3 protein-coding genes (1 of these 3 running past the window's edge) are annotated in these 18096 nt (G+C 72.1%); all 3 read left to right on the top strand.

Annotated elements, in window-relative coordinates; genetic code table 11:
* Nucleotides 1-37: 37 nt before the first annotated feature.
* Tightly spaced (at most 20 nt apart), the 3 genes in view from fabD to AN216_RS30695 form a layout consistent with a single transcriptional unit that may run on beyond the window.
* The gene (gene fabD, locus AN216_RS14010) at nt 38-910 is read left to right on the top strand and encodes an ACP S-malonyltransferase (RefSeq protein ID WP_212732701.1); all 873 of its coding nucleotides are present in this window, start codon (nt 38-40) and stop codon (nt 908-910) included.
* Nucleotides 911-930: 20 nt separating this feature from the next.
* Nucleotides 931-13785, top strand: a complete 12855-nt coding sequence (locus AN216_RS28245; RefSeq protein WP_070197005.1) for an SDR family NAD(P)-dependent oxidoreductase — start codon at nt 931-933, stop codon at nt 13783-13785.
* Nucleotides 13782-18096, top strand: the 5' portion of a protein-coding gene (locus AN216_RS30695; RefSeq protein WP_070197004.1) for an SDR family NAD(P)-dependent oxidoreductase. 8336 nt of this gene lie beyond the right edge of the window; 4315 of the gene's 12651 nt are visible here — the first part of the coding sequence; the start codon lies at nt 13782-13784; the stop codon falls past the right edge of the window. The genes AN216_RS28245 and AN216_RS30695 overlap by 4 nt, the downstream gene beginning before the upstream one ends.

Here is an 18096-nt window from a genome sequence, read left to right as displayed (position 1 = left end):
CTGGCCGACCCGGTCGAGTCCCGCAGAAAGGACTGATGTGACGGTCATCCACGTCTTCCCCGGCCAGGGCGCGCACCGCTTGGGCATGGGAAAGGAACTCTTCGAGAGCTACCCGCATCTCGTGCGGCAGGCGGACGCCGTCCTCGGCTACTCCATCGAGGAGCTGTGTCTCGAAGGCCCGCCGGAACTGCTCGCGGACACCCGCTACACGCAGTGCGCGATGTACACGGTGGGTGCCCTGTCGTACGTCGAACGCGTCCGGGAGTCCGGTGTCACCCCGGACTTCGTGGCCGGCCACAGCCTCGGTGAGTACGTAGCCCTGTTCGCCGCGGGCGCCTTCGACTTCGTCACCGGGCTCGAACTCGTCACCCGCCGGGCCACGCTGATGGCCGAGGCGGCTCCCGGAGGGATGACCGCGGTGCTCGGCCTGACGGCCGACCAGGTGCGGAGCGTCCTGGAGCGGGACGACGCTCCACCAGTCGACGTCGCGAACCTCAACGCGCCCGAGCAGACGGTCCTCTCGGGTACCGCGGACGACCTAGCCGCCGCCAGCGTGTTGCTGAAGGACGAGGCGAAGGCCGTCTTCCCGCTCAAGGTGAGCGGCGCCTTCCACGGGCGTCACATGGCGTCGGCGGCCACGGAGTTCGAGCGGTTCCTCGCCGGATACCGCTTCGTCCGGCTCCGTATCCCGGTGATCTCCAACGCCACCGCTCGGCCCTACGAGGACGACGAGATCCCCGACCTGCTGACTCGGCAGCTGACCAGCCCCGTGCGGTGGAGCGACTCCGTCGACTTCCTGTTGGACCAGCCCGAGCCCGAGTTCCACGAGCTCGGCCCCGGCCAGGTACTCACCGGTCTGATCGGTCAAATCCGAGCCCAACGGCCGGTTCCGGCCATGGCCACCAGCTGACCGCAGAAAGGGTTCAGGGAATGCCAACCACATCCGCGATCCCGTTCCGTGTCGTCGGCGAGGACGTCGAGACCTTCGCGCGGGCCAGCGGCGACCACAGCCCGCTGCACACCGACGAGGTCTACGCGCGGCACACCTCCTTCGGCCAGCCCGTGGTGCACGGCGCCCTCGGTGTGTTGCGGGCGCTGGCCACCCTCCCCGAGCCGGCGGAAGGTCAGGAGGCAGCCTCCCTCGAAGCCCGCTTCCACGCCCCGATCTTCACGGGACAGCACTACACCGCGACAACCGAACCGGGTGAGGGGCGGGCGCGGGTGCGGATCACGGACGGAGCCCGTCCCGTCCTCGACCTTGAGGTCGGTTACGCGGCGCCGACGACCGGGCAGCTGCCACCGGCATCCGGGACGCCGCGCCGCGTCGCCGCGGTACGCGCCCTCGACGACCTGACGCCGGGCGAGTTGACCACGGCCGCGTTCGCCCCCGACGAGGTGGCGTACGACCAACTGCTGGAGCGTAGCGGCGCGGCACGCGCCGGAGTCACCGTGCCGCTGGCGGCGCTCCTGGGCTGGGCCAGCTACCTGGTCGGGATGGAGGCGCCCGGGCGGCCCGCACTCGCCTCCCGCTACGCCGTCAGCCTCCGGTCGGGGGCGGCGACGTCCGTACCCGGGGCGCACGCGGAGGTCACCACCGTGGACGCCAGGTTCGGTCGCCTGGAGCTGACCGGGCGGGTGTCCGGGCCGGGACTCACCGGGACCGTCGACGCCGAGGCACTGGTACGCGACGAGCCACCGGCCCCCCGGGCACAGGGCGTGCTGGAGAACCTGGGACGTTCCGACACGGCGCTCAGCGGGCGGGTGGCACTCGTCGTCGGCGCCAGTCGTGGACTGGGGGCCGCCCTCACCCAGGCACTCGTACTGCGGGGCGCCACGGTGTACGGCGGATACCACCGCAGCCGCGCGGAAGCCGAGGCGGTGCGTTCCGGCCTGGGAGAGGCGTCCGGGCGGCTGCGTCTCCTCCAGGGCGACTGGTCCGATCCCGCCTGGTGCGCGGAGGCACGCGAACGCGTCATCGACGAGCAGGGACGCCTCGACGTGTTGCTGCTCAGCGCCTGCCCACCGGTGAACACCCTCGGCCTGGACGCGGCGGCGGGCGAACGCGCGGACGCGTACGTCGCGGACAGCCTCGCCCTCACCCGCGGTCCGTTGTCCGCCTTCGCCAGGGACGTGGCGGACAACCATGGGTGGGTGCTCGCCCTGTCCTCCCAGTGGGTGATCGAACCACCCGCCGGGCGCTCGCACTACGTCACCGCGAAGTACGCCGTGGAGGGTCTCCTGCACGGCGCCGCCGTCGAGTACCCCACGGCGAGGTTCCTCATCGTCCGGCCGCCCCGGCTGGCGACGTCCCTGTCGGGCGGCATCGCGGGGCAGCGCGGGGGCACGCCGGTCGAGCCGGTCGCCGCCGCCGTGGTGGGCCGCGTTCTGGAGGAGGCCGAACCCGGCCGGGCACACCTGCTGGATACCTTCGAGGCGTCGGCGGACGCGCGGACCGAGGCGTTGGCGGACGTGGGGGACGACGCGCCGGCGGACGCGGGGGCTGACGCGCGGGCCGCGAACGACGAGACGCCGCCGAGTTCGGCCCGGTCCGTTCCCACCTCCAGACCGGGGCCGCCCGATACGGAACCGGACCACGACGTGGGTCCGGCCCTGGTGATCGCCGGCACGTTCACCTCCGACCCGCTGGCCCCCGTACTGGAGTACTGGGGCAGGCGCCTCGGGCTCCGCTTCGAATTCGCCTCGTACGGCCAGGTGTTCCGCGAACTCCTCGACCCGCGGAGTGCCTTCCGTCGCAACGACGGCGGCTGCAACGCCGTGCTGCTGCGCCCGGAGGACTGGGTGGCGGCTGAGGGGAACCTCGCCCGTACCGTCGACGACTTCGTGGCCGCCGCCGGGTCCTACGCCGCCGCGCGAGGCGCCCCGCTGCTGGTGCACATCTGCCCCCCCGAGCCTTCGTCCGCGGTCGGGGGCCGTGCTCGCGCGCTCGATGAGGCGAGGGAGACACTGAACCGTGAACTCGCCGAGTTGAGCGGGGTTCACCTTACCGGCGGTGACCGGTGGGGCGCCGGCTACGAGACGGATGACTACCACGACCCCGCCCGGCTCGCTCACGCCCACATCCCCTACACGGACCCCGCCTACACCGCTTTGGGCACCGCGCTGACGCGCTCCGCGCACGGCCTTCTCTCCGCTCCGTTCAAGGTGCTGGTGCTCGACTGCGACAACACCCTGTGGCGTGGGGTGTGCGGGGAGGACGGGCCGGACGGCGTCATCCTCGACGACGCCCACCTGGAGCTCCAGCGGTGGGCCCTGCGGCTGCGGGAGCGCGGCGTCCTGATCTGCCTCGCCAGCAAGAACGACGAGGACGGCGTCGCCGAGGTGTTCCGACGCCGGACCACGATGCCGCTGCGCTGGGAGCACCTGGCCGCCTGGCGGATCAACTGGGAGCCAAAGGCGCGGGGTCTCGCCGCACTCGCCGCCGAACTCGGTCTCGGACTCGACAGTTTCGTGTTCCTCGACGACAACCCGGTGGAGGTCGCCTCGGTACGCTCCGCGTGCCCCCAGGTGTTGGCCCTCACCTTCCCCGCGGACCAACCAGGTCAGGTTCCCGGCCTACTGGAGCGGATCTGGGCCTTCGACAGCCCGGAGGTCACCGCGGAGGACCGGAGGCGTGCCGACACCTACACGGCGCACCGTCAGCGGGAGGGTCTTCGACGGACGACGCTCAGCTTCGCCGACTTCATCGCGGACCTCGACCTGACCATCGACGTGCGAAGGGCCACGGACAGCGACCTGGCGCGGGTCGCCCAACTCACGCAGCGCACCAACCAGTTCAACTTCTCCACCATCCGGCGCACCGAGGCGGAGATCCGTGGCGTGCTCACCGACTACGGTGCCGACGCGCGTTGCTGGGTCGCCGACGTACGCGACCGCTTCGGCGACTACGGACTGGTGGGGGCGGCGCTCACCCGGCAGGACCGCGACAGCGACACCGTCGTACTCGACACCTTCCTGATGAGCTGCCGGGTGCTGGGCCGTGGTGTCGAACACCAGCTGCTGGCCCGACTGGGCACACTGGCCCGCGCGGACGGAGCACGCTTCCTGGAGGCCGAGTTCCGGCCCACGCCGAAGAACGAACCGGCCCACGCCTTCCTGGAGTCCGTGGCGGCCGAGCACGCCCGGCGGCGTGACGACGGTTCCGTGTGCTACCGGATGCCGGTCGAGCACACCGCCGCCATCACCTTCCGCCCGGAGGAGGCCGGTGCCCCCGAGGAGGCCGCGGGCGGTGAACGTGAGCTGGCCAGCGCACCCTTTGACCCGGTGCGACTCGCCACCCTGACCGAACTGGCCGAACGGGTACCTGACCTCGCGGCGCTGAACCAACGCGTACACGGCACCGACTCCGAACCGTCTCCCGAGGGCGCCGGGCGGCGCCCGGCCGCCGGCGGTTCCTCCGACACCACCGACCTGGACGCCGTACGCACCGCCGTACGGGAGGTGTTCGCGCGTACGCTGGCGCATCCGCGTGTCCCGGTCACCACCGACGCCACGTTCGAGGCGCTGCACCTGTCGTCGCTCGACACGGTCAACCTCACGGTGGCGCTGGAGAAACGGCTGGGTCGCGAACTGCCCACGACGCTGCTGTTCGAGCACCGTGGCATCGACGACCTGGCCCGTTCCCTGGCGGACAGCCCGCGGGAGACGCGCGCGACTCAGGCGCCGCCGTCGGCCGTCGCCGTGCCGTCCGGCGACACGACGGAAGTAGTGGACGAGGCCGTCGCGGTGGTTGGGCTGGCCGGCCGCTATCCGGGTGCCGACACGGTCGACGAACTGTGGGATCTGCTCACCGAGGGCCGCGACGCGGTCCGGGAGCTGTCGTCCGAGCGCTGGGATCACAGCCGCTACCTGAGTCCGGCCAGCGGCCCGCGAACGACGTACTCCGCCTGGGCGGCTCTGCTGGCGGACGTGGACCGGTTCGACGCCCAGTTCTTCGGCATCGCCCCACGCGAGGCGGAGATGATGGATCCGCAGCAGCGGCTCTTCCTCGAAGTGGCCCACGAGGCGGTCCAGGACGCGGGACACACCCGCGCCAGTCTCGGCGCCGACGTCGGCGTCTACGTCGGGGTGATGGCCAACGACTACGCGGCGCTCAGCCGTTCCGCGGCCGTCACCGGGCACGCGCCCTTCCCCTACGCCGAGAACTACCAGATCGCCAACCGCGTCTCCTACCACCTCGACCTCACCGGGCCCAGCCTGGCCGTGGACACCGCCTGTTCCTCCTCGGCCGTCGCGCTGCACCAGGCGTGTGAGGCGATCCGCCGTGGTGAGGTGGCGGCGGGCATCGCCGGCGGCGTCAACCTGATCCTGCACCCCGCCCGGCACATTCAGTACGCGCAGATGGGCATGCTCTCCCGGGACGGGGTCTGTCGCCCGTTCGGCGCGGGCGCCGACGGGTTCGTGATGGGCGAGGGTGTTGGCGCGGTCCTGCTCAAGCCGCTCTCCCGGGCCCTCGCTGACGGCGATCACATCCACGGCGTGATCAGGGGGAGTTGGACCAACTCCGGTGGCCACACCAGCGGGTTCACCGTGCCGAACCCGCGGGCGCAGGCCGAGCTGATCTCGCGGGCGCTCGCCGCCGCCCGGGTCGATCCGCGTACGGTCGGCTACGTCGAGGCCCACGGCAGTGGTACGGAACTCGGCGACCCCATCGAGATCCGCGGTTTGACCACCGCCTTCGGCACGGACCCGGACGAGTCGGGCGGGTGTGCCGTGGGCAGCGTCAAGTCGGCGATCGGGCACCTGGAGTCGGCGGCCGGCATAGCCGGGCTGACCAAGGTGCTGCTACAGCTGCGGCACCGCCGGCTCGTGCCCACCCTGCACGCCGACACTCTCAATCCGCACATCGACTTCGACCGCACTCCGTTCCGGGTACAGCGGGAACTCGCGGAGTGGCGGCCGGGAGACTCGCGTGTTCCGCTCCGCGCCGGCGTCAGTTCCTTCGGGGCGGGGGGCGTGAACGCCCACCTCGTCGTCGAGGAGTCACCCGTGGCCGAGAGGGAGGCACGAAGCCCGGCGGACCGGGAGGTCGTGGAGTCTCCCGAACTGGTGGTGCTCAGCGCCGCCGACCCGGAGCGGATGCGCGCGTACGCCCGTGCCCTGTACGCCCACCTCACGACGGGCCCCGGACGTGCCGCGCGCCTCGCGGACGTCGCGCACACCCTGCGCGTCGGACGCGAAGCCCTCACACACCGGGCGGCGTTCGTCGCGCGGGACCGCGGGCAACTGACGGAGTACCTGTCGGAGCTGGCCGAGCAGGACGAGACACCCGGAGTCGTCCACGGTAGGGCCGACGGCGGCGACTCCCTGGCGGATGTCCTCCCCGACGGCGACGAGACGGCGGCGTTCCTGTCCGGCCTCGTCGCCTCGGGCGAGCTGTCGCGGGTGGGACGCGTGTGGGCCCGGGGCGGGGCCGTCCGCTGGGACGTGTTGTTCGACGGCGCCGGACGGTCGCGTGTGCCTCTGCCGGCTCACCCGTTCCGTCGTACCCGGCACTGGCTGGAAGGCGCGCCCCTGGGGGACGGCCAGCCCGAAGAGCGCTCGACGCCCGCGGCCGCCCCGGCGGCGCTCCCGGACCGTGCCGCCACGGACCGCGGAGAGGAACGACCGTGGTTCCTGCGCACCGGCTGGCGGAAGGCCCCGCCCGCCGAACCGCTCAGTGACCCGGGGAACCCGGTTGTCGTCGCGCTGCCCGGAGGCGGCTGGCAGCCCTGGGACCCCCGCGTCGTGGCCGCCAGGGACGAGTCCGACGTGCTGCGCACCGTCGAGGATGCCCAACGCGGCAACCGTGTCGTGGTGTTCGACGGCCGACGGCTGGACCCCGGCGCGCTCGACGAGGATCCGCTGCGGCTGCCCCTCCAACTGGCGAGGGCCCGCGCCACCGGCGCGGCGACGGTCACCTACGTGGCACTCGGCCTCCCGGACGCCGAGGACCCCGCGGGTGCCTCCGTAGCCGCCTTCACCCGGTCCGTGGAACGCGAGATGACCGGCTTCCGTGGCATCCGGATCGAGATGGACGGCACGGACGAGGTGGCCGGCACCGAGGCCCGTCCCGCTGTTCCCGGCCTGTCCGAGCTGCTCACGGAGGCGTCCGGAACGGCCACGGAGGTACGACTCGCGGCGGGGGGCCGCTGGGTACGGGCCCTGGAACCCTTCGACGGGACCCCGACGTCCGTCTCGCCGTGGCGCGAGCGGGGCGTCTACCTCGTCACCGGTGGTGCCGGGGGAATCGGCGGGCTGCTGGCCGAACGGCTCGCACGTACTCACCGGGCCTCGCTGATCCTCCTGGGCCGCCGCCCCGCCGACGAGGAGACCGGGCGTCTGGTGGACCGTGTCGAGAGGCTGGGTGGCCGGGCGCTGTACGTGTCCGCGGACGTCTGTGACCGGCGGGCGCTCACCGCCGCCATCGCCGAGGGCGTCGAGCGTTTCGGTCCGCTGCACGGAGTCGTGCACGCCGCGGGGACCGTCGAGGACGCTTCGCTGCGGGACAAGACCGACGCCTCGATCGCCCGGGTGGTCGCGCCGAAGACCGTCGGCGCCCGGCTGCTGGACGAGATCACGGCAGACAGTGAGTTGGACTTCTTCTGCCTGATGTCATCCGTCAACGGCACTCTCGGCAACGCGGGCCAGAGCGACTACGCGGCGGCCAACCGCTATCTGGACGCCTTCGCACTGTGGCGTGACGCCCGTGCCGCGCGGGGGGAGCGCCACGGGCTGAGCGTGTCGGTCGCCTGGCCGCACTGGCACGAGGGCGGCATGTCGGCACCTCCGGAGAGTCTGGCGCTCGCCGAGACCACCACCGGCCTCAGGCCCATGGGCACGGAGGCCGGTCTGGGCGCCCTGGACCAGGTGCTGGTGGGGGAACCGGGCCGCACGGTCGTGGGGGTGGGGGACCGGGACCGGTTCGTCGCGGCCTTCGCCGGTACGCCCCCGGAAGACCCCTCGGACACCCAGGACACCCCGGATTCGGCCGCCGGGCCACCACCCTCGGTCAACGTGGCGGAGAGCCTGCACGACATGCTCCGCGGCATGGCCTCCCGGCTGCTCAAGACACCGGGGGAGGAGATCGACGCGGACGCCGAACTGGGATCGTACGGCTTCACCTCCGTGCTGCTGGCCCACTTCTGCTCCCGGATCAACGACTCCTTCGGTACGTCCCTCACCCCGGTGATGTTCTTCGAACACCCCACCCTCAACAGGCTGACGACGGCGTTGCAGCGGAACGAGACGGTCCGTCGGGCGCTGACAAGCGCCGTAGCGGAGGAAACGGAGCCGCAGCCGGAGCCGCAGCCGGAGCCGGAGCCGGAGGTGAAGGCGGAGGTCTCGTCCGTGCCCACGGGCCCCGTGGCGGCCCGCCGCCCGGTAGCCGCGGACGGGAACCGGGGAACGCCGCCCGTCCCCGAAGGCCGAGGCCCCGACCAACGAGGCGGCCCTCCCACGGGAGCCGAGCCCATAGCGGTCGTGGGCATGGCCGGACGGTTCCCCGGCGCTCCCGACCTGGAGACCTACTGGGCCAACCTGGTGGCGGGCGACGATGCGGTGCGCGAGGTGGACCCCGAGCGCTGGGACTGGCGCTCGACGGTGGCGGGCGAGTCCTGCCGCTACGGCGGGTTCATCGACGACGTCGACGCCTTCGACGCCGAGTTCTTCGGTATCTCACCGCGTGAGGCCCGCAGCATGGACCCGCAGCAACGGCTCTTCCTGGAATCGAGCTGGTCCGCCCTGGAGCACGCCGGCTACGACCCGCGCTCCCTCGCGGGCGGCCGTACCGGGGTGTTCGCCGGAGTGACGCTGCACGACTGGGTCGACGTGCTGCGCGAGCACGGCGAGCGGCCCGCCGCCCACACGGTGACCGGAAACGTGCACAGCATCGTGCCCAACCGGGTTTCCCACCTGCTGGACCTGCGGGGCCCGAGCGAGGCGCTGGACACCGCCTGTTCCAGTTCGCTGGCAGCACTGCACCGCGCGGTCGGCGCACTGCGCTCCGGCGAGTGTGACAGCGCGATCGCGGGCGGCGTCAACGTCCTGCTCTCCACCGGGACGTACGAGTCACTCGCACGTGCCGGCATGCTCTCACCAACCGGCCACTGCCACGCTTTCGGTGACGCCGCCGACGGCTACGTGCGTTCCGAGGGCGTCGGCGCACTGCTCCTGAAGCCGCTGTCCAGGGCACGACGCGACGGGGACACGGTGCACGGGATGATCCTCGGCAGCGCCGTCAACCACGGAGGACGCGGGCACTCGCTCACCGCGCCCACTCCGTCCGCACAAGCCGACGTGGTCGTCGAGGCGATCCGGGCGGCCGGTGTCCCGGCCGGCAGCGTCACCTTCGTCGAGACGCACGGCACCGGCACCGAACTGGGCGACCCGATCGAGGTCAGCGGCCTCCAACTGGCCTTCGACCGGCTGGGTGCCGGTGACCACACCCCCGGCGGCTGCGCACTCGGCGCGGTCAAGTCCAACATCGGACATCTGGAGTCGGCGGCCGGTATCGCCTCACTGGTCAAGGTACTGCTCACGATGCGGTACCGCACGCTGCCACCGAACCTGCACTGCGACTCCGCGAACCGCCACCTGAACCTCACCGGCAGCCCGTTCCGGCTGCTGAGAACGGCCGAGCCCTGGAAACCCGCGACGGGTGCCGACGGGACCGTGCCACCGCTGCGTGCCGGCGTCAGCTCGTTCGGTTTCGGGGGCTCCAACGCACACGTGGTCCTGGAGGAGCCGCCGTTGATGTCGGTCTCCGCGTTCGAGGACAGCGCTCGGCAGGCCGTCACCCTCTCCGCGCACGACCCGGAACGCCTGCGGGAGTACGCGCGGCTACTGCGTGACCGGCTGTCCCGCGCGGGCGACGATGTGCCCGCCCTGGCCGATCTCGCGTACACCACCCAGGTGGGCAGGCCCTCCCTCGGCTGCCGGGTGGCGTTGGTGGCCGAATCGGCCGAGGAACTCCGCGACCGGTTGGCCGAGTTCCTGGCCGTCGGTGGCGGCCCGGACGTGTACACCGGGGACGTCCCGACGTCCGGCTCCGGGCAGCCGCCGCCCACCGCGCCCGACCCCGCGACGGCCGGCCCGGAAGAGCTGGCCCGGGCCTGGGCCGCGGGCGCCGGGGTCGACTGGAACGCCGTGCACGACGGGCAGGCGCGCCGTCGAGTGCCGTTGCCCTCCCACCCGTTCGACCACTCGCGGCGACACGGTCCCCTGAGCGGCTCGCCACCGCGGGCCGAGAGCGCACCAGCGAACCCGAGCGTGGCCACCGGGTCGGCCGGGACCGGCCACACCACGGCGGACACCGGCTCCGGCCGCCACCCCGTGTTGCTGGAGCGCCGATGGGACCCCCTGCCGGACTCCCCCCGCTACTCGGGCAGGCGCGTCACCTGTCTGCTCGTGCTCCGCGGCCGGGAGAGCCTCGGTCTGGTCGGCGCGCTCGACTCCGGCACGGACTGGATCGTGCTGCGTGAACGCTCCGACCTGCCACGGCTGCTGCCGCCGGAGTACGAGTACGAGCTGGACCTCGACGATCACGAGGAGGGCGAGGCGGTCGCCGCCGCCATCCTGGCCCGTCACCCGCGGGTGGATATCGTGGTCGACCTCGTTGACCTCGACGGCCCCGCTGACTCCGCTGACTCCGCGAGTGCCGCCGGGGAGACGGGGCTCGGCCATGAGGCGGGCCGTGTCGCCCTGCTACAGGCCCTTGTTCGACACACCACCGACTCCGAACTGCGCCTTGTCCACACGACCAGGGGACTCGCCCCGCTCCGTAACCCGCGGCCCGGTCTGACCGGCGCGCGGATGGCGGCGGTGGTTCGGGGACTCGGCAGCGAGTACGGCTCGGTCCGCGCCACCACCCTCGACCTGGAGTGGGACACCGACTCGGACACGGCCCTGGCCCACGCGGTTCGCGAGACCGAGACAGCGGGCGAGGAGCCGGAGGTCTGCCTGCGGGGGAGGGTGCGGTACGCCCCACGGCTCGCCGACCTGCCGCCGGATGACGCGCCTCACTCCTCCCGGGACAGCTTCGGGGGGTTCACGATCGACCCCGAGGGCGTGTACGTCATCACGGGCGGAACCGGCGGGCTCGGCGCGGCCGTGGCCCGCGAGCTGTTCGCACGGGGGGCTCGGCGGTTCGCGTTGCTCGGCCGCCGGCCCGTCGCCCCGGTCGGGGAGTGGGCCGCGGACGCCACCGCGCCCGGACTCCCCAACGGGATGCCGGACCTGGTCGCGTTGCGCGACCAGGGCGCGCACCTGAGGGTGCACAGCGGGCCGCTCACCGACCGCGCGGCGCTCCGGGCGTTCCTGGACGACACGCGCTCCGGCCTCGGCGCCATCGCGGGCGTCCTGCACTGCGCGGGTTCGGCGGACCAGCGAAACCCGGTGTTCGTCCGGAAAACCTGGAAGGACATCGCGACCACCTGGGAACCCAAGGGTGAAGGTCTCGCGACACTGGACGAGCTGCTGGCCGAGGACGCCCCCGACTTCGTGGTGCTCTACTCCTCTCTCTCGGCCGTGCTGCCTGACCTGTCCGTGGGGCTGGTCGACTACGGCAGCGCGAACGCGTACCTGGACGCCTTCGCGGCGCACGCTTCGCGGCGGGGCTCCCGCACCCGCTACCTCTCCGTCGCCTGGGGCAGCTGGTCCGAGATCGGCATGGGCGAGGTGCGCGGCTCCCGCTACACCGAACAGGGCTTCGCGTCGCTCTCACCGGCCGAGGGCGTCGGACTCCTGGACGCGGCACTGCGCCGGGACGTGGGCCCCACGGTGGTGGCGCTGGCCCGGGCCGGCGCCCCGGAGACCGGCGAGGACGACGGCGACGAGCCCGTTGAGCCGCTGCTGACCCGGGTAACCGAGGCCCTCCGTGAACTGATCGCCGAAGAGGTGATGGTGCCGAGGGAGCGTGTGGAGCCCGACACCGACCTGGCCGCGCTCGGAGTCGACTCCATCCTGTTGGCCGGCGTGATGGCGAAGTTGGAGACCCTGACGGGCGAACCCGTGCCCCCCTCAGCGGTCATGGAGCACCCCACCGCCGGCAGGCTCGCCGCCCACCTGCTCCAGGAGTACGCGCGGGGCGTGACCGCGTGGGCAGCTGACAGGTCGTCGTCCGCCCAGGCGGAGTGGAAGTCCCCGGAGGCGCGGACAAGCACCCCGGCCGTACCGGAGAAGCCCCCGGTCCCAGCTCGTACGCGCCCCGCCGCCGAGGAGCCCACCGCGCACGGACCACTCGCCGTCATCGGCATGTCCAGCCGCTTCCCCGGCGCCCCCACCACCGAGGACTACTGGGACCTGCTGCGTACCGGCCGCAGCGCGGTGACCGAGGCTCCGGCCTCCCGGTGGGACGTGGGACAGCTTTACGCGCCCGCCCTCGCCCCCGGGCGCTCGATCAGCAAGTGGGGCGGCTTCCTCGACGGGATCGAGCAGTACGACCCCGGCTTCTTCGGCGTTCCGGAGGAGGAGGCCGCCCACGTCGATCCCGTCATCCGGCTGGTCATGGAGTGCGCCGAGCAGACTTTCCGGGACGCCGGATACGAGCGCTCCGAGCTGGCCGGCCGGCGGGTAGGTGTCTTCGCGGGCGCGGGCACGACCGGCTACGGCACGCGGATCACCGAGCCGCGCCGGGGTACCGTCACCGGCCTCAACCCGAACTTCATCGGTGCCCACCTCGCCCACGTATACGACTTCGGCGGCCCCAACATGGTCGTGGACACGGCCTGTTCGTCCTCGCTGACCGCGCTCTACCTCGCCCGTCAGGCGCTGCTGCTCGGCGAGTGTGACCTGGCGCTGGTGGCGGGCGCCGACGTGCTGCTCGACGAGCGGCCGTATCTCAAGCTCAGCGCCGCCCAGGCGCTGTCCCCCTCCGGACAGTGCCGCGTTTTCGACACCGGGGCCGACGGGATCGTGCCCGGTGAGGGTGTCGGCGGGGTGCTGCTCAAGCGTCTCGACTCCGCGGTCGCCGACGGTGACCGTGTCCACGCCGTCCTGGAGAGCGTCGCGATGAACAACGACGGCCGCACGATGGGCCTCACCACGCCCAACCCGGACGCCCAGGAACGGGTCGTACTCGACGCGTTGCGCGCCGCGAACGTGGATCCACGGACGGTCTCGTGCGTCGAGGCGCACGGCACCGGCACGATGATCGGGGACCCCATGGAACTGCGCGCCCTGACCAGGGCTTTCCGTCGATCCACCGAGGGGACGGCGTTCTGCGCGGTCGGCAGTGTGAAGTCCAACATAGGCCATCTGCTGATGGCCTCCGGCATGGCCGGGCTGCACAAGCTGGTGCTGGCCCTGCGCCACCGGCGGCTACCACCGACCCTGCACTGTGAGACACCCAACCCGCGCTTCTCCTTCGACACCTCGCCGTTCTACCCGAACACGGAGCTACGCGACTGGGCCCCGTCGGGAGGGCTGCGCCGCGCCGGGCTCAGCTCGTTCGGCTTCGGCGGTACCAACTGCCACGCGATCCTCCGCGAACCCCTCGACGAGGAGCGCGGCAACGTGACCCGTGTGGCGCTGCCCCCAGCGGACTTCCACCGTGCGCGGCACTGGATCGAGCCCGCCGCACCCTCCCCCGCCTCGGCACGGGCCACCGAGCCACCGGTCCCCGTCACCGAGCCACCGGCGCCGGTGACCGGCCCGAGGGGGGGACGCCGCTACCTGGAACTGCTCGCGGACGACCCGGTATCCCGGCCGGCCCCCGCCGTCGCCTCTCACCCGGCCGACGGCCCCACGTCCCCGCACCGGCCGTATCTGCAACTGGAGGAGCTGTCATGACCCCCTCCCACCACCCCTCCTCCGTGGAGGCGGACCTCACACGCGTCGAGGGACGCAGGATGCGCTCGGTCGTGACCGCGGCGGACGAGATCGTACGAGGGCATCTGGTGCACGAAGTGCCGGTCCTGCCCGGCGTCTTCCACCTGGACCTGACACTGCGACTGCTACGGCAAGCAGGCGTCGACCCGGCTTCGGCCGAACTTCGCCGCTGCCTGTTCATCGCACCCGTGGTGGCCACCTCCCGGATGGACAAGGAACTGCGGATAGTGGTGGGGACGCGGTCGGGGCCCGACACGGTGCCCGTGCACGTGGAAAGCCGGGCGCTGATCGGCGGCTCACCAGCCGGTGACACCTGGGAGCGCAACTTCGAGGCGGAGATCAAGCTCGGGCCGCCCACCCAGGGGCGGGTGATCGACCTGGACACCCTCAGGTCAGGCGTCACCGAGCAGGGTGACGCCGAGGAGCTGTACGCCTTCGCACGGCAACTCGCCATCCACCACCGCGACTTCATGAAGGTGAGCGGGCGCGTCCGGAACGGCCCGGGTGGCGCGTTGGCGGAGGTCTCACTCGGCGACGCGGCCTCCGAGTACCTCGACCACTTCCACATTCATCCGGTGGTACTCGACTTCTCGACGCTGGTCCCGTTCCTGCACTTCGAGCGCGAGCAGCGGATGGCGATGACCCGGCCGTTCATCCCCATCTTCATCAAGTCCTTCCGGGCCAGCGGGCCGCTGAGCCGGGACAGTTGTGTGCACGTGCCTCGGCTCTCCCAGCAGGAGGCGGACGGGGACACCGTCACCGGTGACATCAGCGTCTGCGGGACGGACGGTCGCGTGCTCGGTTCGATCACCGGATTCACCTGCAAACGGGTGCGCTCCGCCGAGCACATCACCAAGTTCACCCAGGCGGTCTCGGCACCGGCTACCACGGACTACGAACCCGCGCCACCCCCCGACCCCGGCCCGGCCCCCGTGGCCGTACCCGCGTCGGCGCACACGACGGAACCTGACGCGCCCGCGCCCGCGCCCGCGCCCGTGTCCCGATCGGTCGATCAGATGATCACCGAGCTGGTGACGGAAGTACTGGACACGGAGGGTGTGGAGCAGGACCGGGGCTTCTACGACCTGGGCCTGACATCGGTCAACCTGCTCGCCATCGCGGGGAAGCTGGAGAAGCGGCTCGGCAGGGAGCTGTATCCGACCCTGCTGTTCGAGTACCCGACGGTGCGGAGCCTGGCCGCCTATCTGCGGGAGGAGGGCATGGAACCGTCCGCCGACGAGTCTCCCGCGCCCGTGCCGACCGACACCGAGCCCGCCGTGCCCGAGCCGAAACCGACGACGGCGCCCACTGACTCGGCTTCCCCCGTTCCCAGCCACACCCACACCCCCAGCCCCGCTCCCGCTCCCAGCCCCGCCCCGGCCGTGCAGTCCGGAGGCCAGGAGCGTCCGGGAGACGTGGATATCGCCATCGTGGGACTCGCCGGGCGGTATCCCCAGGCGGCGGACGTGAACCAGTTCTGGGAAGTACTGGGCGGCGGCAGGGACTGCGTCACCGAGATCCCCGAGGAACGCTGGGACTACCGCGACTACTACGAGCCGCGTCGTGGTGTCACCGGCCGCTCGTACAGCAAGTGGGGCGCCTTCCTGGACGGTGTCGACCAGTTCGACCCGCTCTTCTTCAACATCTCCCCGCGCCAGGCGGAGTTGATGGATCCCCACGAACGGCTCTTCCTGGAGACCGCGTGGGAGACCATCGAGGACGCCGGCTACACCCCGGAGGCGTTGAGCGTGGCCACCGGCGCCCGGGTCGGTGTGTTCGCCGGCGTGATGTGGAACGACTACCAGCTCTACGGCCTGGAGTCGGTGCAGCGCCGCGATCCGCAGATCGTCGCCTCCACCTTCTCGCTGATCCCCAACCGGGTCTCCTACGCCTTTGACTTCCAGGGCCCGAGCGTGGCCATGGACACGGCCTGCTCCTCCTCGCTGTTCACCCTGCACGCCGCCTGCGAGAGCGTCCGCAACGGCGAATGCAGGGCGGCCGTCGCGGGTGGGGTGAACCTGTCGCTGCACCCCTACAAGTACCTCCGCCTGTCCGACAGCAACCTGCTGTCCACCGACGGGCGGTGCCGCGTCTTCGGTCGCGGCGCCGACGGCTACGTGCCCGGTGAGGGAGTGGGCGCGGTGCTCGTACGGCCGCTGGCCGACGCGGTGGCCGAGGGCGACCAGATCTACGGGGTGATCCGTGGCTCCGCCGTCCAGCACGGTGGCCGTACCAGCGGCTTCGCGGTACCCAGCCCGGACGCGCAACACCGCGTCGTGCTGGAGGTCCTGGAGAAGTCCCAGGTCCCACCGGAGACGATCACGTACATCGAGGCGCACGGCGGCGCCACCACGCTCGGCGACCAGATCGAGGTCGCCGCGCTCACCAAGGCCTTCCGCCGGTACACCCAGGATCGGGGCTTCTGCGCCATAGGGTCCCTCAAGTCCAATGTCGGCCACCTGGAGGGAGCGGCCGGGATCGGGGCACTCACCAAGGTGCTGCTCTCCATGCGCCACCGGCTCGTGGTGCCCTCGTTGTTCACCGACGAGCTGAACCCGGAGATTCCCTTCTCCAGCACCCCGTTCTACGTCCCCCAGGAGACCCGCGCCTGGGAACGGGTGGCCGATCCGCGAACCGGCGACCTCGCCCCCCGCCGCGCCGCCATCAGCGGCTTCGGCTTCGGTGGGGCCAACGTCCACGTGCTGGTCGAGGAGCACATACCCGAGCCCGAGCCGTCGGAGGCGGCGGGGCGGCGCGTCCCCGGCACGTATGTCGTCCCGCTCTCCGGGCGCGGCGAGGACCGGCTGCACGACCAGGCCCGGCGTCTGCTGAGCCACTTGCACGGCTCCGCCGAACTACGTATCGAGGACATCGCGTTCACGCTGAGCCTCGGTCGCCGTGCCATGGAGTGGAGGCTCGCCGTCGAGGTGCGTGACACCGTTGAACTCCGTGGCGCGCTGGACGACTTCCTCGCCGGACGGGACGGTACCGTACGCCGCTGGTCCGGGCGGACCAAGCCGGCGCCGCCGGCTGAGGACACCGGTGGTGCGGGAGCGCCGTTGACCACGGAGTCGGTGGCCGAGCGCTGGGTGCTTGGCCACGACGTGCCGTGGCGCGAGATGCTGCCCGCCGACGCGCGCCGGATCTCTCTGCCGACCTACGCGTTCATGCGGCAGCACTGCTGGATACCGGGCCATGGTGATACCCCGGCCAAGGCTGTCGTGCCGGGCGTGCCGGATGTGCCGGCTGCCCCGGTTGTTCCCGCCGGTCCGTCTGAGACGCCGGCCACGTCTGACAGCGTCTCGCCGGCTCCGGCTCCGGCTCCGGCTCCGGCTCCGGCCCCGGCCCCGGCCCCGGCCCCGGCCCCGGCCCCGGTACCGCGTCCTGCCGACGGCACCCTGCTGTACCGCCCGGTGTGGGCCCGGCGACCCGGCGCGGGCGAGCCCGTCACCGGTACTCTCCTGGTCTTCGACACCTCGGCTGAGCGAGTGGCCGAACTCAGGTCCCGGGCCGGGCGTGTCGTGTGGGTACGCCCGGGGCGGGAGTTCACTCGGCTCTCGCCCGACGACTACGAACTCGCCCCGGACAGTGCCGGCGACCACAAGGCCCTCTTCGGCGCCCTGCGCGAGGAGCGGGTCGTGCCTTCGGCGGTGCTGCACCTGTGGCAACTGGGCGAGCGGGTCACGACTGACGGGCCGCTCGATGACCTGGACGCCGCCCTGGTTCCGGTCTTCCTCTTCTGCCAGGCGTGGACGGTCGGCCTGGACCGTACGCTGCCGGTGATCCACGCCTTCGACGGTGACGACGCACTGGCGGCCAACGCCGCGGTCGGGGGCTTCGCCCGCAGCGTGCGGCTTGAGCAGCCCAAGCTCGCCGTCAAGGCCCTGGACGTCCGTGGCCGTGGCAGCACCAAGGAACTGTGTACCGTGCTCCTCGCCGAGACCTCGGACCTCGACGACATCGAGGTGCGCCACACGGCGGGTGAGCGGGCCGTCCTGTCCTTCACCCGCGCCCCGAACCCGACCACCAGCCTCTCCCGACTGGTCCGGGACGGTGGCGTCTACCTGCTCAGCGGCGGCACCGGTGGCATCGGCCTGCACACGGCGCGGCACATGGCCTCCCGGGCCCGAGCCTCGTTCGTCCTGTTCGGCCGTTCCGCACCGGGCCCGGTTCAGGAAGCGGCCGTCGCCGAGATCCGGCGTGCGGGCTCCGACGCGGTCTACGTACAGGCCGACACGGCGATCCTGGCCGACACGGAGCGGGTGGTGTCCG

The sequence above is a fragment of the Streptomyces oceani genome (assembly GCF_001751245.1).
GTDB classification, from domain to species: Bacteria; Actinomycetota; Actinomycetes; order Streptomycetales; family Streptomycetaceae; genus Streptomyces; species Streptomyces oceani.
The sequence above is the reverse complement of the archived record's forward strand: the minus strand, read 5'-3'. Positions and strand labels throughout refer to the sequence as shown.